This is a genomic window from Streptomyces sp. NPDC058579 (assembly GCF_042718575.1).
Lineage (GTDB): Bacteria > Actinomycetota > Actinomycetes > Streptomycetales > Streptomycetaceae > Streptomyces.
Genome location: NZ_JBHXPI010000001.1, coordinates 33353 through 58244, shown reverse-complemented (window position 1 = coordinate 58244; position 24892 = coordinate 33353). Strand labels below are relative to the sequence as shown.

Annotated in this window: 26 protein-coding genes; 18 read left to right on the top strand and 8 right to left on the bottom strand. The window is 71.7% G+C overall.

All coding sequences use genetic code 11. The annotated features are described in order from the left end of the window. The first annotated feature begins 475 nt into the window (after nucleotides 1–475). The gene (locus ACFWRO_RS00300) at nucleotides 476–2623 is read left to right on the top strand and encodes an FUSC family protein (protein WP_384502877.1); all 2148 of its coding nucleotides are present in this window, start codon (nucleotides 476–478) and stop codon (nucleotides 2621–2623) included. Between the two features lie 63 nt (nucleotides 2624–2686). Here the strand turns inward: ACFWRO_RS00300 and rpsN are convergent, their stop codons facing one another. Together rpsN and rpmB are read right to left on the bottom strand one after the other, a co-directional pair. Beyond that, nucleotides 2687–3052 (bottom strand): 30S ribosomal protein S14, encoded by a 366-nt coding sequence (rpsN, locus tag ACFWRO_RS00295; RefSeq protein ID WP_384502875.1) that lies wholly within the window; start codon nucleotides 3050–3052, stop codon nucleotides 2687–2689. Then, a complete protein-coding gene (gene rpmB, locus ACFWRO_RS00290) occupies nucleotides 3052–3288 on the bottom strand; it encodes a 50S ribosomal protein L28 (RefSeq protein WP_384502873.1) in 237 nt (78 codons plus the stop codon). The genes rpsN and rpmB overlap by 1 nt, the downstream gene beginning before the upstream one ends. 74 nt (nucleotides 3289–3362) lie before the next feature. On the opposite strand from rpmB, the gene rpmG reads away from it, so the two are divergent. The 5 genes from rpmG to ACFWRO_RS00265 all read left to right on the top strand — a co-directional run bounded on the left by rpmG (nucleotide 3363) and on the right by ACFWRO_RS00265 (nucleotide 5836). Then, nucleotides 3363–3527 carry a 50S ribosomal protein L33 gene (gene rpmG, locus ACFWRO_RS00285; RefSeq protein ID WP_362015811.1) on the top strand — a complete coding sequence of 55 codons (165 nt, stop codon included), beginning with the start codon at nucleotides 3363–3365 and terminating at the stop codon, nucleotides 3525–3527. Between the two features lie 5 nt (nucleotides 3528–3532). Beyond that, nucleotides 3533–3790 carry a type B 50S ribosomal protein L31 gene (locus tag ACFWRO_RS00280; RefSeq protein WP_384502871.1) on the top strand — a complete coding sequence of 86 codons (258 nt, stop codon included), beginning with the start codon at nucleotides 3533–3535 and terminating at the stop codon, nucleotides 3788–3790. Further along, nucleotides 3790–5139: a GTP-binding protein gene (locus ACFWRO_RS00275; protein WP_384502869.1), complete on the top strand. Its 1350-nt coding sequence runs from the start codon at nucleotides 3790–3792 to the stop codon at nucleotides 5137–5139. The genes ACFWRO_RS00280 and ACFWRO_RS00275 overlap by 1 nt, the downstream gene beginning before the upstream one ends. A 2-nt stretch (nucleotides 5140–5141) precedes the next feature. Continuing rightward, complete coding sequence (rpsR, locus tag ACFWRO_RS00270; RefSeq protein WP_384502867.1) at nucleotides 5142–5426, top strand: 30S ribosomal protein S18; 285 nt, start codon at nucleotides 5142–5144, stop codon at nucleotides 5424–5426. Between the two features lie 197 nt (nucleotides 5427–5623). Continuing rightward, a complete protein-coding gene (locus tag ACFWRO_RS00265) occupies nucleotides 5624–5836 on the top strand; it encodes a DUF397 domain-containing protein (protein WP_384503690.1) in 213 nt (70 codons plus the stop codon). A gap of 99 nt (nucleotides 5837–5935) precedes the next feature. Here ACFWRO_RS00265 and ACFWRO_RS00260 read toward each other — a convergent pair whose 3' ends face one another. Then, entirely contained in the window at nucleotides 5936–6460 is a 525-nt protein-coding gene (locus tag ACFWRO_RS00260) for an ATP-binding protein (protein WP_384502865.1), read from the bottom strand. Nucleotides 6461–6747: 287 nt separating this feature from the next. Here ACFWRO_RS00260 and ACFWRO_RS00255 point away from each other — a divergent pair, with 287 nt between their 5' ends. The 7 genes from ACFWRO_RS00255 (at nucleotide 6748) to ACFWRO_RS00225 (ending at nucleotide 13767) form a co-directional block, all read left to right on the top strand. After that, complete coding sequence (locus tag ACFWRO_RS00255; RefSeq protein ID WP_384502863.1) at nucleotides 6748–7620, top strand: helix-turn-helix domain-containing protein; 873 nt, start codon at nucleotides 6748–6750, stop codon at nucleotides 7618–7620. A gap of 105 nt (nucleotides 7621–7725) precedes the next feature. Further along, a complete protein-coding gene (locus ACFWRO_RS00250; protein WP_384502862.1) occupies nucleotides 7726–9183 on the top strand; it encodes an aldehyde dehydrogenase family protein in 1458 nt (485 codons plus the stop codon). A gap of 101 nt (nucleotides 9184–9284) precedes the next feature. Beyond that, nucleotides 9285–9842 (top strand): DinB family protein, encoded by a 558-nt coding sequence (locus ACFWRO_RS00245; RefSeq protein ID WP_384502860.1) that lies wholly within the window; start codon nucleotides 9285–9287, stop codon nucleotides 9840–9842. A gap of 55 nt (nucleotides 9843–9897) precedes the next feature. Continuing rightward, complete coding sequence (locus ACFWRO_RS00240) at nucleotides 9898–10539, top strand: PadR family transcriptional regulator (RefSeq protein WP_384502858.1); 642 nt, start codon at nucleotides 9898–9900, stop codon at nucleotides 10537–10539. Between the two features lie 99 nt (nucleotides 10540–10638). After that, nucleotides 10639–11667, top strand: a complete 1029-nt coding sequence (locus ACFWRO_RS00235; protein ID WP_384502856.1) for an ATP-binding cassette domain-containing protein — start codon at nucleotides 10639–10641, stop codon at nucleotides 11665–11667. Continuing rightward, nucleotides 11664–12428, top strand: coding sequence for an ABC transporter permease (locus tag ACFWRO_RS00230; protein ID WP_384502854.1), 765 nt, complete (start codon nucleotides 11664–11666; stop codon nucleotides 12426–12428). Before ACFWRO_RS00235 ends, ACFWRO_RS00230 begins: the two co-directional genes overlap by 4 nt. A gap of 166 nt (nucleotides 12429–12594) precedes the next feature. Continuing rightward, nucleotides 12595–13767, top strand: a complete 1173-nt coding sequence (locus tag ACFWRO_RS00225; RefSeq protein ID WP_384502852.1) for a WD40/YVTN/BNR-like repeat-containing protein — start codon at nucleotides 12595–12597, stop codon at nucleotides 13765–13767. Between the two features lie 69 nt (nucleotides 13768–13836). Here the strand turns inward: ACFWRO_RS00225 and ACFWRO_RS00220 are convergent, their stop codons facing one another. From ACFWRO_RS00220 to ACFWRO_RS00210, 3 genes are all read right to left on the bottom strand, one after another. Beyond that, complete coding sequence (locus ACFWRO_RS00220; protein WP_384502851.1) at nucleotides 13837–15255, bottom strand: glutamate decarboxylase; 1419 nt, start codon at nucleotides 15253–15255, stop codon at nucleotides 13837–13839. A gap of 35 nt (nucleotides 15256–15290) precedes the next feature. Next, a complete protein-coding gene (locus tag ACFWRO_RS00215; protein ID WP_384502849.1) occupies nucleotides 15291–16580 on the bottom strand; it encodes an ion channel protein in 1290 nt (429 codons plus the stop codon). Nucleotides 16581–16652: 72 nt separating this feature from the next. Further along, nucleotides 16653–17021, bottom strand: coding sequence for a YbjQ family protein (locus tag ACFWRO_RS00210; protein WP_384502847.1), 369 nt, complete (start codon nucleotides 17019–17021; stop codon nucleotides 16653–16655). Nucleotides 17022–17181: 160 nt separating this feature from the next. On the opposite strand from ACFWRO_RS00210, the gene ACFWRO_RS00205 reads away from it, so the two are divergent. Beyond that, nucleotides 17182–17898, top strand: a complete 717-nt coding sequence (locus tag ACFWRO_RS00205; protein WP_384502845.1) for a DedA family protein — start codon at nucleotides 17182–17184, stop codon at nucleotides 17896–17898. Nucleotides 17899–17967: 69 nt separating this feature from the next. Here the strand turns inward: ACFWRO_RS00205 and ACFWRO_RS00200 are convergent, their stop codons facing one another. Both ACFWRO_RS00200 and ACFWRO_RS00195 read right to left on the bottom strand, forming a co-directional pair. Further along, nucleotides 17968–19611 (bottom strand): threonine/serine exporter ThrE family protein, encoded by a 1644-nt coding sequence (locus ACFWRO_RS00200; protein WP_384502843.1) that lies wholly within the window; start codon nucleotides 19609–19611, stop codon nucleotides 17968–17970. Between the two features lie 127 nt (nucleotides 19612–19738). Beyond that, nucleotides 19739–20233, bottom strand: coding sequence for an inorganic diphosphatase (locus ACFWRO_RS00195; protein ID WP_003968257.1), 495 nt, complete (start codon nucleotides 20231–20233; stop codon nucleotides 19739–19741). 102 nt (nucleotides 20234–20335) lie between these two features. Between ACFWRO_RS00195 and dacB the strand changes: the two genes are divergently transcribed. The 4 genes from dacB (at nucleotide 20336) to hpt (ending at nucleotide 24757) form a co-directional block, all read left to right on the top strand. After that, nucleotides 20336–21742 carry a D-alanyl-D-alanine carboxypeptidase/D-alanyl-D-alanine-endopeptidase gene (gene dacB / locus ACFWRO_RS00190; protein WP_384502842.1) on the top strand — a complete coding sequence of 469 codons (1407 nt, stop codon included), beginning with the start codon at nucleotides 20336–20338 and terminating at the stop codon, nucleotides 21740–21742. A gap of 81 nt (nucleotides 21743–21823) precedes the next feature. After that, nucleotides 21824–22954, top strand: a complete 1131-nt coding sequence (locus tag ACFWRO_RS00185; protein WP_384502840.1) for a zinc-dependent metalloprotease — start codon at nucleotides 21824–21826, stop codon at nucleotides 22952–22954. 196 nt (nucleotides 22955–23150) lie between these two features. Beyond that, entirely contained in the window at nucleotides 23151–24176 is a 1026-nt protein-coding gene (gene tilS / locus ACFWRO_RS00180) for a tRNA lysidine(34) synthetase TilS (protein WP_384502838.1), read from the top strand. 41 nt (nucleotides 24177–24217) lie between these two features. Beyond that, nucleotides 24218–24757, top strand: coding sequence for a hypoxanthine phosphoribosyltransferase (hpt, locus tag ACFWRO_RS00175; protein ID WP_384503689.1), 540 nt, complete (start codon nucleotides 24218–24220; stop codon nucleotides 24755–24757). The last annotated feature ends 135 nt before the right edge of the window (nucleotides 24758–24892 follow it).

The window sequence follows — 24892 nt, the reverse complement described above, 5'->3', positions numbered from 1 at the left end:
GAGCTTGGCGCCAGCGGATCGTAAGGGTGGCGCCGACGTGTGCCACAGTGGGGCCACGCGGCCCCGGGGGGTCAGGCTGCACCGCCCACGGCCCCGCCCCACCCCCCAGGCCAGACCCGAACCGCCCACGGCGCCCCGCCACATCACCCCGTCTGGCCGCGCCCCGTACCCCCACCATAAAAACCCCGCCCTCCGGCGGTGCCCGCCCCAAGAGCCGCCCTCCGGAAGCCCGTCCCGGTGGCGCCTGCCTCCGGCGGCACCCCGCCACAAGGCCCCACCCGGCGCCCGCCCTCCCGGTGGCGCCCCGCCCTCCGGCGGTGCCCCGCCTCAAGGTCCCACCCGGCGGCGCCCCGCCCTCCCGGCCCCCGGCAGGGGTCCCCACCCCACCCACACCCCCGCCCCCGGCAGGGTTTCGGGAAGGGGTGGGGTGGGGGGAATCAACCGCTTCATACCGCTTCGCGGATAGGCTCCCGCCATGAGCTGGCTCCGGGCCCTGAAAGCGACCGCCCGTTCCGGGCTCACCGTCGAGCGGCGCCGGCTCGAACCGCTCGTCGCCGCCCGCGCAGCCCTCGGCCTCGCCCTCGTCGTCGGCGCGACGCTCGCGCTCTTCGGCCCGGGTGCCGCCATCAGCTCCGCGTTCGGCGCCTTCCAGGCCGCCATCGCCACGTTCCAGCGGTCCTGGCGCCCCCGCCCCACCCTCGCCCTCGCCTCCGGCGCCAGCCTCGCCGTCTCCACCTTCCTCGGCTACGTCACCGGCGCCGGCACCCACCCCGGCCCCTTCCTCGCCCTGCTCGCCGTCTGGACGTTCCTGTCCGGTCTCGCCTGGGCCGCCGGCCCGACCATCGGCATCATCGCCTCCTCCAACGTCGCGATGATGCTGGTCACCGTCACCCTCCCCACCTCCGTCGCCGCGGCCGCCGGCCACGCCGCGATGATCGCCGTCGGCGGCGTCGTCCAGGCGGCCCTCGTCGTCCTGCTCCCCGTCCGCCGCTGGGGCGCCCAGCGCGACGCGCTCGCCGACGCCCTCGCCGCCGAGGCGGACTACGCCCGGCGGCTCCGCCAGGACCCGGTCGCCCCCTTCGACCCCGTCCCCCTCATGACCGCCCGCAGCGCCGCCGCCGTCACACCCCGCCAGGCCCGCAGCCGTCCCGCCGAACTCCACGGCGCCCGGGGCCTCGCCGAGCGGATCCGCCCCGTGCTCGCCTCCCTCGCCGACCCCGCCGTCGGTGCCCCCGCCGAGGGCCCGCAACGCGACCGCGTCCGCGAACTCCTCGCCGCGGCCGCCTCCGTCCTGGACGCCGCCGCCCACGCGATCCGGCACGGCGAGCCCGTCGACCTCCCGCCCGGCGCCGTCGCCGCCCTCCGCACCCCCGACACCGTCGCCATCCTCGACGGACCACCCCGCCGCGCCGCCGTCCGCCTCGCCGCCCTCCTGGACGACGTCGTCGAGACGGCCGAACCCCGTACAGAAACCCGTACACCAACCCCCACAGAAACCCGCACACAAACCCCCACGGCAGCCGGCGCACAAACCCGCACCCAGACCGCCTCCCAGTCCCAGTCCCAGCCCAAGTCCCGCGCCCGCCCCACCCTCCTCCGCCTCGCCCCCGTCGTCGCCGCCCGCATGCGCGCCGAACTCCGCCCCGACTCCCCGGTCTTCCGGCACGCCGTCCGCGTCACCGCCGTCACCACCGCCGGCTACGTCCTGGGCTCCGCCCTCCCCCTCGGCCACGGCTACTGGGCCCCGATGGCCTCCGTGATGGTCATGCGCCCCGACTTCTCGCAGACGTACTCCCGTTCCGTCGCCCGCTTCGGCGGCACCCTCGTCGGCGTCGCCCTCGCCACCGCCGTCGTCGAGGTCGCCGACCCCGGCGTGTACGCCTCCGCCTCGCTCGCCGTGGCCTGCGCCTTCGGGATGTACCTGCTGATGCGCACCGGGTACGCCGTGAGCCAGGTGTGCGTCGCCGCGTACGTCGTGTTCCTGCTCGGCATGGGCGGTTCGGCCTGGACCCAGACCGTGTACGAGCGGGTGGTACTCACCCTCCTCGGCGGGGTCCTCGCGATGCTCGCGTACGCCGTCTACCCCGCCTGGGAGACGCCCCGGCTGCGCGGCCGCCTCGCCGACTGGCTGGTGACCGACGGCCGTTACGCCGCCTCGGTCGTCGCCCACTACGCCAACCCGGCCGGCCACGTCTGCGCCGACGTGCGCGAGGCGCTGCTCGACACCCGCGCCGCCCGGATCGCCTGGCAGGAGGCGTTGGACCGGGCGACCCACGAACCGGTGCGCCACCGCGGCCTGTCACGGGCCGCGGCGGACGACGCGGGGCACGCGCTGGCCCAGTTCGGCCGGGTCGCGATGCTGATGGAGGCGCATCTGCCGGAACGCGGCGCCCCGCCCGTCCCGGCCGCGGCGACCCTCGCGGAGGCGCTGCGCCGGTCGACGGAACGGGGCGGGAAGGCGGTACGGGAGCGCAGGGTGCCGGAGTGGGACGAGCTCCGCGAGACGGTCGCGAACTCCGGGCCGCTGATGACGGACCCGCTGCTCCGCAAGGGCGCGGGTCTGCTTCTGGACGCCCTGGACGACCTGTCGGAGTCCCTCGCCCCACCCACGGACCGCGCCTGACGGCACCGCACCGGCCCGGGACTGCACCCGCCCGGGACCGCACCCGGCCTCCCGCCAATGCCGCTACCAACTCGCCTTACGCACCCCCGGCAAGAACCCCGCATGAGCCTGCTCCCGCAGCCGCACCCGTGAGATCCCGAACTTCCGCAGGTGCCCCCGAGGCCGCCCGTCCACAGCGTCCCGGTTGCGGACGCGCGTCGCGCTCGCGTCACGCGGCTGGCGGCGCAACTCCCGCACAGCCGCCTCCCGCACAGCCGCCTCCCGCACTGCCGACTTCCGTACAGCCGCCTCCTGTACCGCCCCCTCCCCTTCGGCCCCCGGAGCGGACGGCCGCCGGATGATCTCCTTCAGCTCGGCGCGCCGCGCCGCGTACCGCTCCACCACGCCCCGCCGCCGCTCGTTGCGCGCGATCTTGCTCTTCTTCGCCATCAGATCCGCACCCCCCGCGCCCGGATCCGGGCCACGGCGGCCTCGACGCCGATCGTGTCGACGGTCTTGATCGCGCGGGCGCTCAGCGTCAGCCGGACGTACCGGCCCTCGCTCGGCAGCCAGTAGCGCTTCTTCTGGATGTTCGGGTCGAACCGCCGTGACGTGCGGCGGTGCGAGTGCGAGATGCGGTTGCCGAAGCCGGGCTGTGCGCCGGTCAGCTGGCAGTGGGCGGACAAGGGTGACCTACCTCTCGGATGAAGGCGGAGAAACTAGTTGGAAACGAGAACCATTTTCATTTACTCTACACACCATGGCCCGCAACGAACTCCGCCCGATCATCAAGCTCCGGTCCACCGCCGGCACCGGCTTCACCTACGTCACCCGCAAGAACCGCCGCAACGACCCCGACCGCCTCACCCTGCGCAAGTACGACCCCGTCGCGGGCCGGCACGTCGACTTCCGAGAGGAGCGCTGAGCACCATGCGCCACGACATCCATCCCCCGTACGGCCCGGTCGTCTTCCGTGACAAGGCCGGTGACTTCGCCTTCTTGACCAGGTCCACGCTCACGAGCGAGAAGACCGTCGTGTGGGAGGACGGCAACACCTACCCCGTCGTCGACGTCGAGATCTCCTCGGCGAGCCACCCCTTCTACACCGGCACCGCGCGCGTACTCGACACCGCCGGCCGCGTCGAACGTTTCGAGCAGCGGTACGGACGGCGCGAGGCGGCGCGTTGATGTCCACGCCTTCCCAAGGGGGCCCCGGCCCCCTCTCCGTCGCCCTGGTCGGCGGCCTCCACTCCGAAGCCCGCCGCACCACCGTGGACCGGCTCCTCTCCGCCGTCCCCGGTAGCGTCGCGCTCCACCACGACCTGGCGACCGCCTCGGAGACCGGGACGGTCGCCCGTACGGTCCGCGACGCCACCGGCGTCCTGTCCACCGGCGAGACCCCGCTCGTCAACGACTGCGCCTGCTGCGCCCTGCGCGAGGACCTCGTCCCCGAGCTGCGGCGACTCGCCGACTCCGGGCTCACCCGGCTCGCGGTCGTCGAACTCTGGGACTCCGTCGAACCCAAGGCGATGGCCGAGGTCGTGGTCGCGGCCGGGCTCCGGCTGACGTCCGTGATCACCGCCGTCGACCCGGCCCTGGTCCTGCCCTGCCTCGGCAACGGCGACGACCTCGCCGACGTCGGGCTCGCGGCCGCCGCCACCGATCAGCGCACCGTGGCCGACACCTGGGCGCGCCAACTGGAGTACGCGTCCGTCCTGGCCGTCGTCGAAGACCCGGAGGGCGGCCCGGCCGCGGACGACACGGACCGCGCGCTCCTCACGCAACTCCACCCCACCGCCCGCCAGATCCCCGTCGCCTCAGAGCCCAACCGCGCCCCCGCCCCCACCCCCACCTCAGCCCCCGCCCCCACCCCCACCTCAGCCTCCGCCCCCATTCCCACCTCAGCCCCCGCCCCCACCCCCACCTCAGCCTCCGCCCCCACCCCCACCTCAGCCTCCGCCCCCATTCCCGCCTCAGCCCCCGCCCCCGGCGCCGACGGTACGGAGCTCGCCGCAGCCGCCCTCGCGGGCTTCGACGTCGAGGCCGCCGCGGCGGCCCAGCACCCGGCCTGCGCGCTGCTGCCCCAGGAGGCGGACGACAGCGGGGTGACCACCTTCGTCTGGCACCACACCAGGCCCTTCCACCCCGCGCGGCTGTACGCGGCCCTGGAGGAGCTGACCTGCGCCGCCGCCCGCAGCCGTGGCCGTTTCTGGCTCGCCGACAAGCCCGACGTCCTGCTCCACTGGGACGCCGCCGGTGGCGCGCTCTGCGTCGAGAGCGTCGGCCCCTGGCTGGTCTCCCTGCCCGACGCGGCCTGGGAGATGATCCCGCCCGTCCGCCGGGCCGCCGCCGCCATGGACTGGCACCCCGAACACGGCGACCGCTGCCAGCACCTGGTCTTCACCTCGCCCGGCCTGGACCGCGAGGGCCTCGCCGAGGTCCTCGACTCCTGCCTGCTCACCGATGCCGAGTACGCCGCCGGGCGCGAGGCCTGGAAGCAGCTCCCGCCCGCCTTCGACTCCCTCCTGGAGGTCTGACCGTGCCCCCCAAGTCCCCCCGAACCCCTGCCAAGACCTCCAAGTCCTCCAAGTCCGCCAGGTCCGCCAACTCGTCCAAGCCCCGACCGAACCCTTTGGACCGCGACGGCGTCTCATACGTCGACTACAAGGACACCGACCTCCTGCGGAAGTTCATCTCCGACCGGGGGAAGATCCGAAGCCGTAGGGTGACGCGCGTGAGCGCGCAGCAGCAGCGCCAGATCGCCCGGGCCGTCAAGAACGCCCGCGAGATGGCACTCTTGCCCTACTCGTCGGTAGCTCGCTGACGCCAGGCCTCGCGTGCGGGGTCACGTGGACGAGGTCGCACGGAGTCGCGTAGTCGCTACGCCACCCCCCGTGCACGTGCATCTGCTCATGCATTGGCATATGAACACAGCTATGATCCGAGGAAGTTGACACCTGCATCAATCATCTCGGGGAGCTACCAGTGCATCATGCGCATGCGCATCACGCGTACAACGGCATGGCGGCCACGGAGCTCCAGGATGTCGTGTGGCAGAAGAGCCGGCACAGCAACTCCCAGGGTTCCTGCGTGGAGTTCGCCAAGCTGCCGGGCGGGAACGTCGCCGTGCGCAACTCGCGCCACCCGGACGGACCCGCGCTGGTCTACACGCCCGCCGAGATAGAGGCGATGCTCCTGGGCATCAAGGACGGGGAGTTCGACCACTTGGTGTGACACGAGGAAGGGCCCCGGCGTCCCCGCCGGGGCCCTTCCTCTATATGTGTACCGGGCGGATACACGCGTAGAACGCGTGCAGCCAGAAGGAGCGTCCCGTCACTCCTGTCCGAGCCGGAACAGCGCCCAGACCACCTTGCCCTGCAGCGTCCCGGCCAGCGGGTGCCAGCCCCAGCTGTCGCTGAAGGAGTCGACCAGGAAGAGCCCGCGTCCCGACTCCGCCGCGAAGTCCTCGTCCCGCGAGCGCGTCTCCGGGCTCTTGTGGCTGGGGTCGCGCACCGCGCAGACCAGGCGGCTGGTCCAGCGCATCAGATGCAGGCGGACCGGGGGAGTGTTCCGGCCTTCGTCCGAGCCGTACTCCGGCGCGTAGTCCGGCGTCGACTCCGACGGGAGCGCGTGGCGCAGCGCGTTGGTGACGAGTTCGGAGACGACCAGGGCGACGTCGTCGAAGCGTTCGGTGAGATCCCACTGCGCGAGCGTGGCCCGGGTGAACTTCCGTGCGCCGCGCACCGCTTCGTACGCGGGCGGCAGGGCGCAGGAGGCCGAGTTGGAGACCGTGGCGGGATCGATCGGCGGAAGCCCCTGCCGTAACGGCTCGAGCATGGTCGATCCATTCGTCCCCATGCGAGGCACTCCCGGGAATCGCGGCGAATCGCGGATGTGGTGCGGTTGCGCGGGGTCCATCGTTCCGAATGCGACCACTGGATGCAAGGGCAGATGCACGTGCACGCGCCGGACCTGTCCGGCCCCGTGCCGATTTTATGCATATCTTCTGCGCATCGATTTCGTCTTGATCGGGAAGTCGCCCTGAAGTCGCCGTCTTTCCGTAATCGAATGTGTACGCGCTGAAGCGTTTAGTGGCAGAATCCGGGGCTCCGGGGGCCCGAGACCGCGAAGGAGAGGCTGGAGCCGTGACCGCAGTCGAATCGAGCGGAGCGAGCGGAAGCGTCGTGCGACGCATCCTGCTGGGTTCGCAGCTGAGGCGGTTGCGCGAATCGCGCGGCATCACCCGCGAGGCGGCCGGCTACTCGATCCGTGCGTCGGAATCCAAGATCAGCCGTATGGAGTTGGGCAGGGTGAGCTTCAAGGCAAGGGATGTCGAGGACCTGCTCACGCTCTACGGGGTCAGCGACGACTCCGAGCGCGGTTCGCTGCTCGGGCTCGCCCGCGAGGCCAACGTGGCGGGCTGGTGGCACAGCTTCGGCGACGTGCTGCCCGGCTGGTTCCAGACGTACATCGGCCTGGAGGGCGCCGCCTCGCTCATCCGGATCTACGAAGTCCAGTTCGTGCACGGCCTGTTGCAGACCGAGGCGTACGCGCACGCCGTCGTCACCCGCGGCATGCCCGACGCTCCGCGCGCCGAGATCGACCGCCGCGTCGCGCTCCGCCTGGAGCGCCAGAAGGTCCTCGTCTCCGAGCGCGCCCCGCACTTCCACGCCGTCCTCGACGAGGCGGCCCTGCGCCGCCCTTACGGCGACCGGGCCGTGATGCAGGGCCAGTTGAGGCACCTGATCGAGATCTCCGAGCATCCGCACATCACGCTCCAGGTGATGCCCTTCAGCTACGGCGGACACGCGGGCGAGAGCGGCGCCTTCACGATGCTGAGCTTCCCGGAGTCCGACCTCTCCGACGTCGTCTACCTGGAGCAGCTGACCAGCGCGCTGTACCTCGACAAGCGCGAGGAGGTCGCCCAGTACGCGCGCGTGATGGAGCGGCTGGCCCAGGAGAGTCCCGATCCGGCCGAAAGCCGTGATCTTCTTCGGGGACTCCTTCAACTCACGTAGGACGTAAGTACGATGACGTGACATCAGTAAACGCAGCCATCACGGCCGTCCCGGCCGTCACGGTCGCCACAGCGTCCGCCACCGCGGGTTAAGGGGTCTCGCCTCATGTCCTACTTCACCGACCTGGCTCACCAGTACATAGACGGCGAGTGGAAGCCGGGCAGCGGCTCGTGGGACATCATCGACTTCAACCCGTACACCGGGGAGAAGCTCGCCTCGATCACCGTCGCCACCGCCGACGAGGTCGACCGCGCCTACCGGGCCGCCGAGCGCGCCCAGCGCGAGTGGGCCGAGACCAACCCGTACACCCGCCGGCTCGTCTTCGAGCGCGCACTGCGGATCGTCGAGGAGCGCGAGCAGGAGATCGGCGACACGATCGTCGCCGAGCTCGGCGGTACGCGCCTGAAGGCGGCCTTCGAGCTGCACCTCGCCAAGGAGTTCCTGCGCGAGGCGATCCACCTGGCCCTGCGCCCCGAGGGCAGCATCCTGCCCTCGCCGGTCGACGGCAAGGAGAACCGCGTCTACCGCCTCCCGGTCGGCGTCGTCGGTGTCATCTCGCCCTTCAACTTCCCCTTCCTGCTCTCCCTCAAGTCCGTCGCGCCCGCGCTCGCGCTCGGCAACGCGGTCGTCCTCAAGCCGCACCAGAACACGCCGATCTGCGGTGGCACGCTCGTCGCGAAGGTCCTGGAGGACGCCGGTCTGCCGGCCGGTCTGCTGAACGTCGTCGTCACCGACATCGCCGAGATCGGCGACGCGCTGCTGACCCACCCGGTCCCGAAGGTCATCTCCTTCACCGGCTCCGACAAGGTCGGCCGCCACGTCGCCACCGTCTGCGCGCAGAACTTCAAGCACGCCGTCCTCGAACTCGGCGGCAACAGCGCGCTCATCGTCCTCGACGACGCCGACGTCGACTACGCCGTGGACGCGGCCGTCTTCAGCCGCTTCGTGCACCAGGGGCAGGTCTGCATGGCCGCCAACCGGATCCTGGTGGACCGCACGGTGGAAGCCGAGTTCACCGAGAAGTTCGTCGCCAAGGTGAAGACCCTGCGCGTCGGCGACCCGGCCGACCCCGCCACCCACATCGGCCCGCTCATCAACTCCCAGCAGGCCGAGTCCGTCTCGGCCGTCGTCGAGCAGGCCGTGGCGGCCGGCGCGACGGCCCTGCTGCACGGCTCGGCGGACGGCAACGTCGTCTCCCCGTCGGTCCTCGGCGGCCTCCCGGCCGACGCGCCCGTCCTGAGTCAGGAGATCTTCGGCCCGGTCGCCCTCGTGATCCCCTTCGACGGCGAGGAGGAGGCGGTACGGATCGCCAACGACACCCCGTACGGCCTGAGCGGCGCCGTCCACACCGGTGACACCGAGCGGGGCGTACGGGTCGCCAAGCGCATCCACACCGGCATGATCCACATCAACGACGGCACCGTGCACGACGAGCCGATCGTGCCGTTCGGCGGCGAGAAGCACTCGGGCGTCGGCCGGCTGAACGGCGACGCGATGATCGAGGCGTTCACGACGCAGAAGTGGATCTCGATCCAGCACGGCCGGAGCCGGTTCCCGTTCTAGGACCGTAGCTGTCCGCAAGGCTTCATAACGTGGTGGGTGTCGGGAGAGGAGAACTCCCCGGCACCCACTCTCACTTTCGTGTCAGGAAGGCGGACTGAACCATGGTTGCTCTTGTTCCCGCGGAGGCCCACGGCGACGAGCGCGGAGCGTTCCTCAACTTCGTCGAGGCCCAGCGGGCCGCAATCCGCCGCGCCGCCCTCGGCCTCACCGAGGAGCAGGCGGCGAGCCGCCCCAGCGCGAGCGCGCTCAGCCTCTCCGGGCTGATCAAGCACGTCGCCGAGGTGGAGCTGGTCTGGCTGCGGCTCGCCCAGCAGCGCCCGAACGAGAAGGAGCGCTCCCAGGAGACCTGGGGCGACGCCTTCCGGCTCATGGAGGGCGAGAGCATCCCCGAGGTACTGGCCTTCTGGGCGGGCGTGACGAAGGAGACCGAGGAGTTCGTACGCTCCGTCCCGAGCCTGGACGACACCTTCCCGCTGCCGCCGGCGCCCTGGTTCCCGAAGGACGGCCGGGTCTCGATCCGCTGGATGCTGCTCCACCTGGTCCAGGAGATGGGGCGGCACGCCGGGCACGCGGACATCGTCCGGGAGTCCCTGGACGGCAAGGACTCCTTCACGCTGATCGCGGAGGAGCAGGGCGAGGAGCAGGGCACGGGCGCGTAAGGCGCGCAAGGGCAGCGACCCGTACCCTAGTCAAAATTGACTAGGAGGTGCGAAGGTGTCAGCGATCCGGCTACTTGTCCTCGGCGCGGTGCGCCAGCACGGGCGGGCCCACGGCTACCAGGTCCGCAACGACCTGGAGTTCTGGGGCGCGCACGAGTGGTCCAACGCCAAGCCCGGCTCGATCTACCACGCGCTGAAGCAGATGGCCAAGCAGGGCCTGCTGCGCGCGTACGAGATCGCGCCGAGCACGGCCGGCGGCCCGCCGCGCACCGAGTACGAGGTGACGGACGAGGGCATGGCGGAGTACTTCACGCTGCTGCGCGAGGCGCTGACCACGTACGACCAGAAGATGGACGTCCTGTCCGCGGGGATCGGCTTCATCGTCGACCTCCCCAGGGCGGAGGCGGTGGAGCTGCTGCGGCAGCGGGTGCGGGTGCTCGACGAGTGGCGCGAGGGCGTCACGGAGTACTACACCCCGGAGAGCGGCCCGCAGCAGCTCGGGCACATCGGCGAGATCATGCACCTCTGGATCCACTCGGCCGATGCGGGCAAGGAGTGGACGCTCGGTCTGATCGAGCGGATCGAGGCGGGCGCGTACACCTTCGCGGGCGAGGGTGACCCCTTCGTGGGGGTGCTTGCCGAGGGTGAGGAGAACCCGTTCGCGACGGGCGAGCCCGATCCGGGGGATTCCCTCTAATCAAGTTTGACTAATCGAACCGTCGAGGCGTACCTTCGATCAAGTGGTCAAGTTTGACTACTGGGCTGGGTTCGGGTTCGGCTGGGCTGGGAGGCTGGAATGACTGACGCGATCGTCGTCGAGGGCGCGCGGAAACGGTACGGCGACAAGCAGGCGCTCGACGGCCTCGATCTGCGCGTGGGGCGCGGCACGGTGCACGGCCTGCTGGGCCCCAACGGTGCCGGCAAGACCACGGCGGTACGGATCCTGGCCACCCTGCTGCGGGCCGACGAGGGCGTGGTGCGGGTGGCGGGCTTCGACGTCCGGAGCCAGGCGGCCGAGGTGCGGCGCCGGATGGGGCTCCTCGGGCAGCACGCGGCCGTCGACGAGGAGCTGAGCGGCCGGCAGAACCTGGAGATGTTCGGGCGGCTGTACCACCTGGGCGCCCGCCGGGCGGGCGCGCGGGCCGACGAGCTCCTGGAGCGGTTCGGGCTCACCGACACCGGGCGCAAGCCGGTCAAGCAGTACAGCGGCGGCATGCGGCGGCGCCTCGACCTCGCCGCCTCGCTGATCACCGAGCCGGAGGTGCTCTTCCTGGACGAGCCCACGACCGGACTCGACCCCCGGGGCCGGGGCGAGGTGTGGGAGTCGGTGCGTTCGCTGGTGGGCGGCGGTACGACGGTCCTGCTCACCACGCAGTACCTGGAGGAGGCGGACCAGCTCGCCGACCGGATCTCGGTCGTCGACCGGGGCCGGGTCGTCGCCGACGGAACGGCCGACGAGCTGAAGACGAAGGTGGGCGGCGACCGCATCGACGTCGTCCTGCGCGACGCCCGGCGACTCGACGAGGCGGCGCGCATGCTGCCCGTACCCGCCGCCGAGGTGAGCGTCGACGCGGACCGGCGGCGGATCAGCGCGCCGGTGACCGACCGGATGGCGGCGCTCGCCGAGACCGTACGGGCGCTGGAGGCGGCCGGGATCGAGGCGGAGGACATCGCCCTGCGGCGGCCGACCCTCGACGAGGTCTTCCTCCACCTGACGGGCGACGAGAACGAGAACGCGGGCGGGAAGGCCGACGCGGGCGGGAACGAGAACGCGGGCGAGACGGCGAACGTGGGCGCGAAGCGGGCGAAGGGCGTGGCGGCATGAGCGTGGCGTACGTGATGAGCGACTGCTGGACCATGACCCGGCGGGAGCTGGCCCACTGGGCGCGGCAGCCGATCGTGATGGTGGTCGGGCTCGCCTTCCCGATCATGATGCTGCTGATGTTCGGCTATCTCGTCGGCGGAGGGCGGGGGATCGAGGGCGACTACGTCGACTTCCTCGTGCCCGGCATGCTGACGCTGACGATGGTCTTCGGCCTCGAAGGCACGATGACGGCCGTCACGCAGGACCTCAACAAGGGCGTGATCGACCGGTTCCGCTCGATGCCGATGGTCGACGGGGCGGTCCTGGTGGGGCGTTCGGTCGCCGACATGCTCCAGTCCGCGGCCGGGCTGCTGCTGATGGTCGGTGTCGGGTACGCGATCGGCTGGCGCGCGCACGGCGGCTTCGGGGCGTTCCTGGGGGCGATGGGGCTGCTGCTCCTGCTGCGCTTCGCGATGCTCTGGATCGGCATCCACCTGGCGATGGTCGCGGGCAAGCCGGAGCTGGTGATGGCCGTACAGATCCTGGTCTGGCCGGTCGGCTTCCTCTCCAACGCCTTCGCCTCGCCCGAGTCCATGCCGGGCTGGCTGGGCACGGTCGTGGAGTGGAACCCGATGTCGGCGACGGCGACGGCGGTACGTGACCTGTTCGGCAACCCGGGCGGCGAGCCGGGGCACGTGCTGGCGGCGGTGGTGTGGCCGCTGGTGCTCCTCGCGGTCTTCTTCCCGCTGGCGGTACGGAGGTTCAAGCGCCTGAGCGCGTAGCGCCGGCGGTTGCGGTTGCGGTTGCGGCGCTTCCGGAACCCGTCGTGGGGGAGTGGGAACCCGAAGCGGTCGAGCGGTGTACCTAAGGCAGACGGTTCACCGGGGGCCGTCTGCCTGAGGGACAGGGGGACGGGGGATGCGCAGGGTTCATCGGCTTCATGGAGTGGTGGGCGCCGTCGTGACGCTGCTGATGGTGGCGGCGTGCACGGGGGAGGGGACGAGTCCGCCCGGCAAGGGCGGTTCGGGTGGCGGGGTCGGCGCTCCGCCGCGCATACCGTCCGCCGAGGGGTTGCCCGGGTGGTCGCACAGCCCGGGGTTCGCGGCGGACGGGAGCGGGTTCGCGCTGCTCGCCGACTGCGTGCGGGACGCGCGGGCGCCGGAGAGCGGCTTCTGCCGCCAGCCCGTGGCCGTGCTCGACCGGGGAGCGAAGAGCTGGGTGCTGCGCCGGTCCCCGCTGCCCGAGGTCCGGCCGACGGACGGCATCTCGGCGGACCTGAAGGTCCTCGGTCCCGGCCGCGCCCTGATCGAGGAGGGCGGGGCGACAGCGGAGACCCGGCGGACCTGGTTCACCCGGGACGGCGGGCGGACCTGGCGTCAGGGCGACGCGCGCACGAGCGGTACGGCTCCGGTGATCCCGGCCGGGGCCGTTCTCACCACCGACTGCGCCGAGCCCGCCGGACCGCCGACCGACGGCGAGTGCGCGCGGGAGCGGCTGGTCGTGATCGACCCGGGTGACGGGCGGCGGCGGGCGCTCGCGCAGGGGCCGCCGCTCGGGGCCCGTCCGAGGCCGGCCGAGGTGGCGGAGCCGGACGGCTCCTGGTGGGCCTCCGGCACCGACCCGCTCTCCGGCCGGGCGGCCGTCGCCGTCTCGCGGGACCAGGGCCGCAGCTGGTCGCTCAGCCGCCTGCCGAGCCCGACCAGCGAACCGGGCTGGTACACCTCGGTCGCGGTCGGCCAGGACGCCGTCTACGCGGCGGAGAAGGGCGAGTTGAAGGGCGGGAACCCGGTGAAGAACCCCATGCGCGCCCTGCACCGCTCCCTGGACGGCGGCCGCACCTGGGAGCGGATGTGGACGACGGGGCCGGTCGACGAGCCGCGCACGCTCCAGGGCCTGCCGGTGCCGGGCCCGGCGGGCCGGGTCCTGATCACCGCCGAGGGTCAGGAGTTCGTGAGCGTCGACGGCGGCCGAAGCTTCCGCCCCTCGGGCGAGGGCACGAGCTTCACCCGCCGTACGCCGATCGGGATGCTCCGCTCCGGGTCCGCGTGCTCGTACGCGATATCCGCCGACGGCGAGCACTGGCAGAAGTTCGCCCTGGCCTGCGAGGGCGAGCGCCTCTGACAGCCCCCGCCGGGCACCGCGTTCAGGGGCGGACTCAAGGGCGTACTCAGGGGCGAACCAGCGGCCGACTCAGTGGTGGAAGGAGGTGGCGGCCCCCGGGTCCTTCGGCGCTGGGCCTGTCTGGCTGCGGAGTTCGGGCAGGAGACGCCGCAGGTCCTCGATGAAGAGGTCGGCGAGGTCGGCGGAGAAGCCGTTGCGGCACACCACGCGCAGCACGGACAGGTCCTCCCGGTTGGCGGGGAAGGTGTACGCGGGGACGAGCCAGCCGCTCTCCCGCAGCCGGCGCGAGACGTCGAAGACGTCGAAGCGCGTGGTGTCCGGGGCCGTGGTGAACGCGAAGACGGGCAGCTGGTCGCCCTGGGTGAGGAGGTGGAAGTCGCCCATGGCCTCGATCCGTTCGGCGAGCCCCCGGGCGACGTCACGGGTGGTCTGCTGGACCGCCCGGTAGCCGTCCCGGCCGAGCCGCAGGAACGTGTAGTACTGCGCGACGACCTGGGCGCCCGGCCGGGAGAAGTTCAGGGCGAAGGTCGGCATGTCGCCGCCCAGGTAGTTGACCCGGAAGACGAGGTCCTCGGGGAGTTCGGCGGGCGAGCGCCACAGCGCCCAGCCGACGCCCGGATAGACCAGGCCGTACTTGTGACCGGAGGTGTTGATCGAGGAGACCCGCGGCAGCCGGAAGTCCCAGACCAGCTCCTCGTCCACGAAGGGGGCGATCATCGCGCCGGACGCGCCGTCGACGTGGACGGGGATGTCGAGGCCGGTCCGTTCCTGGAGGGCGTCGAGCGCGGCGCAGATCTCCCCGACCGGTTCGTAGGAGCCGTCGAAGGTCGAACCGAGCACGGCGACGACACCGATGGTGTTCTCGTCGCAGAGCGCGGCGGCCGACTCCGCGTCCATGTGGAAGCGGTCGCCCTCCATGGGGACGAGCCGGGCCTCGACCTCCCAGAAGTTGCAGAACTTCTCCCAGCAGACCTGGACGTTGACGCCCATGATCAGGTTGGGCCGGGCGCTGCCCGGGTAGCGGTCGGCGTTCCGCTTGGACCAGCGGCGCTTGAGGGCCATGCCGGCGAGCATGCACGCCTCGCTGGAGCCGGTCGTGGAGCAGCCGACGGTGGCCGTGGGGTCCGGCGCGTTCCACAGCTGCGCGAGCATGGCGACGCAGCGCCGCTCCAGTTCGGCGGTGCGCGGGTACTCGTCCTTGTCGATCATGTTCTTGTCGCGGCACTCGGCCATCAGCACACCGGCCTGGGGCTCCATCCAGGTGGTCACGAAGGTGGCGAGGTTCAGCCGCGAGTTCCCGTCGAGCATCAGCTCGTCGTGGACGAGCTGATAGGCGCTCATGGGCGGCAGCGGCCCGTCGGGGAGCCGGTGGCGTGGCGGCGCCTCGGTCATGCCGCCGACCGGGTTGGCGAGACCGTAGAAGGGGTTGAGGGCGAGGTGCCGGTCCGACTCGGACTCGGGCTCGCCGGGGCCCTTGTGCAGCGGCATGGGGACTCCTTAGGGGGATATCCGGCAGGGGATGGTCAGCGCAGCGAGGCGCCGGTCTTGTCGAGTTCGAGCTGGGGGCGGCCGGTGACGACCAGCCAGGCGGGCAGGGAGGCCAGGCAGAGCAGCGAGAGCATGGCCGGGGAGGAGGCGAGGACGGCGGCGACGAAGAGGCTGATCCAGCCCTGCCGGGTGGTCGCGAGCAGCACGCCGAGCACGGAGGAGGAGATGGCGACCGCGGGGTGGATCTCCGGGACCAGGGCCTGGGCCAGCATGCCGAAGGCGACGCCGATGAAGACGGCGGGGAAGATCCGGCCGCCGACGAAGCCGCAGGAGGCGGCGACCAGCAGGGCGACGAGCTTGACCACCGCCATCTTGGCCAGCTCGCCGGAGGACCAGCCGCCGAGGTTCGCGACGAGCTCCTTCATCTGATCCAGGCCCTTGAAGAGCGTCAGAGGTCCGCCGAGCGCGCCCAGCAGGCCGAGGACGAGACCGCCGGCCGGCAGCATCAGCATCGGGTGCTTCAGCCGCCGGAAGGCCCGGTGGACGTGGGGGAGGCCGTAGCAGCAGAGGAGGCCGAAGAGGGCGGCCACGGTGGCGACGACCAGCGAGGCGAGCAGATCGGCCCAGCCCGGGTCGGTCAGCGGCGGCAGCGACAGGTCGAAGCTGGGATGCGCGAGCAAGGACGTGGTCATGGCCCCCGTCCCGCCGGCGACGAGTGGCGCGAAGAGCCGGTCCCACAGCGATCCGGGGCCCGGCTGGTTGGCAAGGGCCTCGGAGATGATCAGGGCGGCGGCCACCGGGGTGCCGAAGAGGGCGCCGATGGTGGCGGCGGCGGCCAGCGAGACCCAGAAGGCGGCCGGCGAGGACGGCGCCGCCTTGCGCCCGAGCCAGTAGGCGAGGGCGATGTTCGCCGCGATGATCGGGTTCTCCGGGCCGAGGCTCACCCCGCCCGCCAGCGTGAGCGTGCCCGCCAGCAGCAGGCTCGGGACGACCGAGGGCGCCAGCGGGGCGCCGCCGAGACCGGTCTCGGAAGGATCGGGGCCCGCGTGCCCGGGGACCTTCCAGATGACCAGGCCCACCGCGATGCCGGTCGCGGTGAGCATGACGATCACCCAGAGGGACGAGTAGCCGCCGATCCCGAGTGCGTCCGGAAGGGTGTTCCACAGAACGTGCTCGAACTCCTCGGAGATCCATTCGATCCCCAGGAAGAGCAGGCTCGACAGCACGCCCACGACGAGGGCGGGCAGCACCTGCGGCAGCAGGATGCGCAGAGGCGTCTCGGGGACGTGGGGCGGGGGCCCGGACGACGGGGTATCGATGGCCACCGCCCCACCATAGGGGCACAAATGCCGCACAACACCCCGAGAGTTGAGGGTGTCGCGCCCCAGGATCAGCCCTCACGCGCGCGGGGCGATCACCGCCGCCGTCCCGTAGGCGCAGACCTCCGTCCCCACGTCGGCCGCCTCCGTCACGTCGAAGCGGAACATCAGCACGGCGTTGGCGCCGCGCGCCTTCGCCTGCTCCACCAGCCGCTCCATCGCCTGGTTGCGGGTCTCCACCAGGGTCTTCGTCAGACCCTTCAGCTCCCCGCCGATCATCGACTTCAGCCCCGCGCCGATCTGGCTGCCCAGATGCCGCGAGCGCACGGTCAGTCCGAAGACCTCGCCGATGATCTGCCGGACCTCGTAGCCGGGTACGTCGTTCGTGGTGACGACCAGCACGTCCGGGTGCGGCCCCTGGCCGCCGCCGTAATCCTCGATGCCCATCCGCATCCACCTCCTGGCCACCAGCCTCGGACCCGCCGCCCGCCGTCGCATCCCGGGAACGCCCACCGGGGGCCCGTGGAACCCGGGTCGGTAAGAATGCGTTGATACTTTGGGGCAGCCGTCCCCCTCTCTCTCACCGACCGCAGGAGCCCGGAACCCCGTGAATACGCTTGCCCTCGGACCGAGCTGGCTGGACCCGGACTATCTGATTCAGACCTTCGGTCTGATCGGTGTCCTCGTCATCGTCTTCGCCGAGTCCGGCCTGCTCATCGGGTTCTTCCTGCCCGGCGACTCGCTGCTCTTCACCACCGGCCTGCTGGTCACCACCGGCAAGCTGGACACGCCGCTCTGGCTCGTCTGCACGCTCATCGTGGCCGCCGCGATCATCGGCGACCAGGTCGGCTATCTCTTCGGCCGCAAGGTCGGCCCCGCCCTCTTCAAGCGCCCCGACTCCAAGCTCTTCAAGCAGGAGAACGTGGAGAAGGCGCACGAGTTCTTCGAGAAGCACGGCCCGAAGTCGCTGATCCTGGCCCGCTTCGTGCCGATCGTGCGGACGTTCACGCCGATCATCGCCGGTGTCAGCCGGATGAACTACCGCTCGTTCATCACGTTCAACATCATCGGCGGTGTGCTCTGGGGCGCGGGTGTGACCATCCTCGGCGCCTCCCTCGGCAAGATCGACTTCGTGCACGAGCACATCGAGGCGATCCTCATCCTGATCGTGCTGATCTCCGTGGTCCCGATCGTGATCGAGTACCTCCGCGCCCGCTCGCAGTCGAAGAAGGCCAAGGCCAAGGCCCAGTCCGAGGACGACGAGAACGGCCACGACGCCCCCGGCACCCCGAACCCGGGCCGCGGCCGCCACGCCAAGCGCTGACGCAACCCGAAGGGCCCCGAGCCCCGGGCTCCCGTAAGACCCGCAGAACCCGAAGACCCGCAGAACCCGCTAGAAGCCCCTGGTCCGCTTCGCCGCACGCCGTGCCGCCGCCGCGCGCGGGGCCTGCATGAAGAGGCGGGCCAGTTCGCTTCCCAGGTTCACGCCGATCGCGATCGCCAGGGCCAGGGCCGCCGCCTTCGCCAGGTTGGCGAAGCCCTGGTCCAGGTTGTTCTGGGCGATCGACAGCACACCGAAGTACGTCGCCGAACCCGGCAGCAGCGGCCCGATCGCCGCCGTCACGTACGGCAGCGAGGACGTGTGGTGGTACCGGGCGGTCAGCTGGCCGAAGAGACCCACCAGGCCCGCCGCCACCGCCGTCGCCATGACCGCCGAGCCGTCCGCCGTCACCGCGATCGACGCGTAGACCACCCACGCCACCCCGCCGTTCAACGTCGCGAACAGCACCGTCGCCCGCGACTGCTGCAACAGGATGGCGAACGTCGCGCACAGCACCATCGACGCCAGGATCTGCACCACCGGACGCTCGACCGGACTGAGCGCCCCCTCCGGATTCAGCTGCGCGTCGAACTGCACGGCCACGTACAGCACCGACAGCACACCCACCACGATCGCCACGAAGAAGTACCCGACCTCCAGGATCCGGGCCGAGGCCGTGATGTAGAAGCCGGTCAGACCGTCCTGCACGGCCGCCACGAGCGCCCGCCCCGGGATCAGGGCGAACAGGCCACCCGTGATGACAGCCGAGGGCCTCAGATCCGCGTGCAGCATCGTCAGCAGCACGCCCATCGCGGCCGGCGGCATCGCCGCCACCAGGAACTGGTAGAACTCCGGCAGCCCGCGCCCCGCGCACAGCCACGCCAGCCGGTCGCCGAGCACCGCGCCGAGCGCCGCCACGCAGAAGACCGTGAAGTCACCGCCGAGCAGCACCGAGGCCGCCCCCGCCAGGACACCCGCCGCCGTCGTCAGCACCCAGCCGGGGTACGGGTGCCGGTTGCGGCGGATCTCCGCGAGCCGCCGGTACGCCTCCTCCGGCGTGACGTCGTGCTCCTCCGCGTTGATGTCGGCGAGCAACTGGTAGACGGCCGCAAGGCGGGTGTAGTCCGTGCCGCGCCGCCGGACCGTCCGGTTCGCCGTGATCGGGTCGTCCACGAGCGACGGCTGGTACGTGATCGAAAGCAGGGTGAACGTCACCGTCGGCTCGCACCGGTCCAGGCCGTAGCTGCGGCAGATCGCGAACATCGCCGCCTCGACGTCCTCCGCGCCCTCGCCGCCCGCGAGCAGCAGCTCGCCGATACGCAGGGTCAGGTCGAGCACACGGCCCACCGCGGGCCCCGGCTCGTCGTCCTTGGGCGCGGTCTCCGGCACCGGCCGGTCACCCACCGGCAGCCGCAGCATCGTCCGCATCCGGTCCTGCCACGGCGCGTCCGCCGGCAGCCGCACGAGCGGCATCCCATGGGCGGGTGTGAAGGCCTGCGGCGCCTGCTTCGCCGAGTACGTCGAGGGCAGCGCGAACGCCGAGCCCTCCCGCTCGGCCGGCGGCTCCGGAGCCAGCCCCTTGGGAACGGCGAACTCGGAGGTCGGATGCTCCTCCTCCGCCACCACCAGCTGTTCCACCCCGGCGGGCGGGGTGAAGGCGCTGTGCGCCTCGTCCGACTGCGGTTTCCGGTCCTCCGGGCCGTCCGGCTCCGCCACTGTTATCGCCCTCACTCCGCGACGCACGGTCGGTTTCCCGCCCAGTATGGGTGTGTCACGGGACAGATGTGCGACGGGCGGTGCACCAGCAGGTGCACCGCCCGTCACGGATGAATCAGGAACCCACTCAGTGGGCGCCGCCCTGCGCCTCGAGGCGCTTGTAGGAGGCCTCGATCTCGGCCTCGGCCTCGGCGCGGCCGACCCAGTCGGCACCCTCGACCGACTTGCCCGGCTCCAGGTCCTTGTAGACCTCGAAGAAGTGCTGGATCTCCAGGCGGTCGAACTCCGACACGTGGTGGATGTCGCGCAGGTGCTCGACGCGCGGGTCCGAGGCGGGGACGCACAGCAGCTTGTCGTCGCCGCCGGCCTCGTCCGTCATGCGGAACATGCCGATGGCGCGGCACTTGATCAGGCAGCCGGGGAACGTCGGCTCGTCCAGGATGACGAGCGCGTCCAGCGGGTCGCCGTCCTCGCCGAGGGTGTTCTCGACGAAGCCGTAGTCGGCCGGGTAGCTGGTCGAGGTGAAGAGGCGACGGTCCAGGCGGATGCGACCCGTCTCGTGGTCGACCTCGTACTTGTTCCGCGACCCCTTCGGGATCTCGATGGTGACGTCGAACTCCACGGGTGGCTCCTCCTGAATCAACACATGTGAATGCCTGCGGCAACGCGCAGTGATTAAGTGTCCCTCACGCCTGTGTGTGATCGCGAAAGGGGCTGGTCAGCAATGCCGGAGCCGAGGACCTGGCAGCTCACGGCGTGCTCTGCCGTACTCGGTCTGGCCCTGGCCGCCGGAGCGGTGACCGCCGCCGGACCGTGGGACAACGGTCAGCGTAAGGCCGAGCGCGCCCGGGCGGCCGCCGCGACCCCGACAGGTGGCGCACATCACGCGCCCCCCGCCGCCCCGCGCCGCCCCGCCCCCGCCCCGAGCGCCCCCGGAGTGCTGCGCGCGCTCGGCGCTGCCGGGACCGCCCACCCGGGTGACCTCGCCGCCGTCCTCGTCCCGCTCCTCGCCGACCCCGGCCTCGGGCCACTGCGCACCGCCTCGGTCGTCGACGCCACCACCGGCAAGCAGCTGTACGGCGAGGGCGCCACCACCGCCATGACGCCGGCCTCCACCATCAAGATCGCCACCTCGGTCGCCGCCCTCTCCGCCCTCGGGCCCGACCACCGCATCCCGACGACCGTCGTCGCCGCCCAGGACGGCCGCACGCTCACCCTCGTCGGCGGCGGCGACCCCACCCTCGACCGCGCCCGCCTGAAGGCGCTCGCCGGCGACACCGCCCGCGCCCTGAAGGCCCGCGGCGTCACCGCCGTACGCCTCACCTACGACACGAGCCGCTACCAGGGCCCCGCCCGGCACCCCATCGGCCCCAACGAGAACATCGCCCCCGTCAGCGCCCTCATGCTCGACGAAGGCCGCCTGGACGGCTCCGACAGCGGCCCCGCCCCCCGCACCGCCGACCCCGCCGGAGACACGGCCACCGCCTTCGCCGACCTCCTCACCGAGGCCGGTACGAAGGTCCAGGGCGCCCCGGCCCCCGGCCGCGCCCCCAAGCCCGCCGAAGGCGCCGCGAGCGGCCCCCTGGCCCGTACCGAATCCGCCCCGCTCTCCGCCCTCGTCGAGCGCACCCTCACCAACAGCGACAACGACCTCGCCGAGGCCCTCGCCCGCCAGACCGCCCTCGCCCGCAAGCAGCCCGCGAGCTTCACCGGCGCCGGCAAGGCCGTCCGGGCCGAACTCGCCGCCCTCGGCCTGCCCACCGCCGGCGCCCGCTTCGCCGACGGCAGCGGCCTCTCCCGCGACGACCGGCTCTCCGCGGCACTCCTCACCGGCCTGCTCACCCGCGCGGCCGACCCCGCCCGCCCCGCCCTGCGCCCCGTCCTCACCGGCCTGCCCGTCGGCGGCTTCAGCGGCACCCTCAAAGGCCGCTTCGACACCGGCCCCGCCCTCGGCGGTGCCGGCCTCGTCCGCGCCAAGACCGGCACCCTGACGGGCGTCAACACGCTCGCCGGAACCGTCGTCACCGCCGACGGCCGCCTCCTCGCCTTCGCCTTCCTCGCCGGCCGGACCCCCTCCCCGTACCTGGCACAACCCGCCCTGGACCGGCTCTCGGCCGCTCTAGGGGGCTGACCGGCGGATCAGGGCCCGCCCCCCGAGCCGGACCCGCACCGAACCTGCCCTGATCGGGCCCCGAGAACGTACGGTTGACGCATGACGAGCATCGGTGGAGCCGAGATGGTCGACTGGAATCTCGCGGTCGCGACCGCGACCCGACTGGTGAAGCCGGGCCCCGAGGTGAGCCGCGAAGAGGCCCGCGAGGTCGTCGCGGAACTCCGCAGGCACGCCAAGGCGTCCGAGGAACACGTACGGGCCTTCACCCGGATGATCCCCGAGGGCCACGAACCACAGGACACCCCCGTCCTCGTCGTGGACCGCGCCGGCTGGATCAAGGCCAACGTCGCAGGCTTCCGCGAACTGCTCTCCCCCCTCCTCGACAAGATGCAGGAACGCCGCTCGAACACCCCCGGCGGAACCATGCTCGGCGCGGTCGGCGGCAAGGTCACCGGCGTCGAACTCGGCATGCTCCTGTCGTTCCTCGCCTCCCGCATCCTCGGCCAGTACGAGACCTTCGCCCCCGCCACCCGCTCACTCCCGACCGGTGAGAACGGCGGCGGCCGCCTCCTGCTCGTCGCCCCCAACATCGTCCACGTCGAACGTGAACTCGCCGTCGACCCGCACGACTTCCGGCTCTGGGTCTGCCTCCACGAAGAGACCCACCGCACCCAGTTCACCGCCGTGCCCTGGCTCCGCGACCACCTCCAGGGCGAGATCCAGTCCTTCCTCGGCGCCACCGAAGTCGACCCCTCCACCGTCGTCGAACGCCTCCGCGAAGCCGCCCAGGCCCTGGCCGGCGGCCGCCCCGAAGGCGAGGAGGGCGAACCCTCACCCTCCCTCGTCGAGATCGTCCAGACCCCCGAACAGCGCGAGATCCTCGGCCGCCTGACCGCCGTCATGTCCCTCCTCGAAGGCCACGCCGACTACGTCATGGACGGCGTCGGCCCCCAGGTCGTCCCCTCCGTCGCCGAGATCCGCGAGAAGTTCCAGCAGCGCCGCGCCCGCGGCGCCTCCCGCCTCGACCTCGCCCTGCGCAAGCTCCTCGGCCTCGACGCCAAACTGCGCCAGTACCGCGACGGCGAACGCTTCGTCCGTGCCGTCGTCGACGAGGTCGGCATGGACGGCTTCAACCGCGTCTGGACCTCCCCCAACACGCTCCCCACCAAGGCGGAGATCGCCAAACCCGCCGACTGGGTGGCGAGGGTGCACCGTAAGACAGACTCCTGAGACGGGTGCGACGTACGACGGAAGAACACACTCCCAATCACCCATCCGAGGGACCGTAGACGGAGGGTGAGGCGTGCAATGCTCGGGTAACGGCCATGTTCTGTCACCATCGACGCACTCTGAGTGACCGAACCCCCTCTTCCGACCGTTAAGACTCCGACCGAGGCACCCCACTCCTTCACGAAGGGCACCGGACATGGGTCCCCATCCTGCGGTCGCGGCGATACGCCTGGCGGTCCGCCGCGTACTCCACGACGTCCTCACCGAGCACCACACCGACCCCGCCGCGACACCCGCAGCAGCCGACACGCGCCCCCTTGTGCTCGTAGCCTGCTCCGGAGGCGCCGATTCCATGGCACTCGCCTCCGCACTCGCCTTCGAAGCCCGCAAGCTCGCGGTCCGCGCCGGCGGCATCACCGTCGACCACGGCCTCCAGGACGGCTCCGCCCAGCGCGCCGCCGAGGTCGCCGCACGCATGGCCGCGCTCGGACTCGACCCCGTCGAAACCGTCGCCGTCACCGTCGGCAGAGAAGGCGGCCCCGAAGCCGCCGCCCGCGACGCGCGCTACGCCGCCCTCGACCAGGCCGCCGAACGGCACGGCGCCACCGCCGTCCTGCTCGGCCACACCCGCGACGACCAGGCCGAAACCGTCCTCCTCGGTCTCGCCCGCGGCTCCGGCATCCGCTCCCTGTCCGGCATGGCCGCCGTCTCCGGCGCCGCCGGCCGCTACCGCCGCCCCTTCCTGGAGCTCGACCGGCAGACCGTCCGCAAGGCCTGCGTCGCCCAAGAACTCGCCGTCTGGGACGACCCCCACAACGCGGACCCGGCCTACACCCGCTCACGCCTCCGCCACGAAGGCCTCCCCGCCCTCGAGAAGGCCCTCGGCAAAGGCGTGGTCGAAGCCCTCGCCCGTACGGCCCAGCTCTCCCGCGACGACGCCGACGCCCTGGACTCCTGGGCCGCCGACGCCGAAAACGCCGTACGAGACGAGTCCGGCCGACTCGAATGCGCCAAACTCTTCGGACTCCCGCCCGCCGTCCGCCGCCGCATCCTGCGCCGCGCCATGATCGCCGAAGGCGCGCCCGCCGGTTCCCTCTTCGCCCGCCACATCGAGGAGGTCGACCGGCTGATCACCGGATGGCGCGGACAAGGCGCCATCAATCTGCCCGGCCGCGTCGAGGCACGGCGGCAGGGTGGCAGACTGGTCATTCGGCAAGGCTGACGCAAGCTGCAACGAAAGTGACCCGGGTGAACGAGAAGGACATGGGCACCGACCTCCAGTCGGTGCTCATCACCAAGGAAGAGATCGACGCGAAGCTGGCCGAGCTGGCCGCGAAGATCGACGCGGAGTACGCGGGCAAGGACCTGCTCCTCGTCGGCGTCCTCAAGGGCGCCGTGATGGTGATGGCGGACCTGGCGCGCGCGCTGTCCACCCCCGTCACCATGGACTGGATGGCCGTCTCCTCCTACGGCGCCGGCACCCAGTCCTCCGGCGTCGTCCGCATCCTCAAGGACCTCGACACCGACATCAAGGGCAAGCACGTCCTGATCGTCGAGGACATCATCGACTCCGGCCTGACGCTGTCCTGGCTGCTGTCGAACCTCGGCTCGCGCGAGCCGGCCACCCTGGAGGTCTGCACCCTGCTGCGCAAGCCCGACGCCGCGAAGGTCGCGATCGACGTGAAGTGGATCGGCTTCGACATCCCCAACGAGTTCGTCGTCGGATACGGCCTCGACTACGCCGAGAAGTACCGCAACCTCCCCTTTGTCGGCACGCTCGCGCCCCACGTCTACGGGGGCTGACGTACGGGGAACCCGTACCGCCCTCCCGCCGTTGGAGCAAGGGAAGGCGGTCACGGGTCACCTGGCTGAGGTACCGTCCGAAGAACAGCTTTTTCTCATAGCAGCTCTCACAGCAGCATTTACCTACGGGCAGGA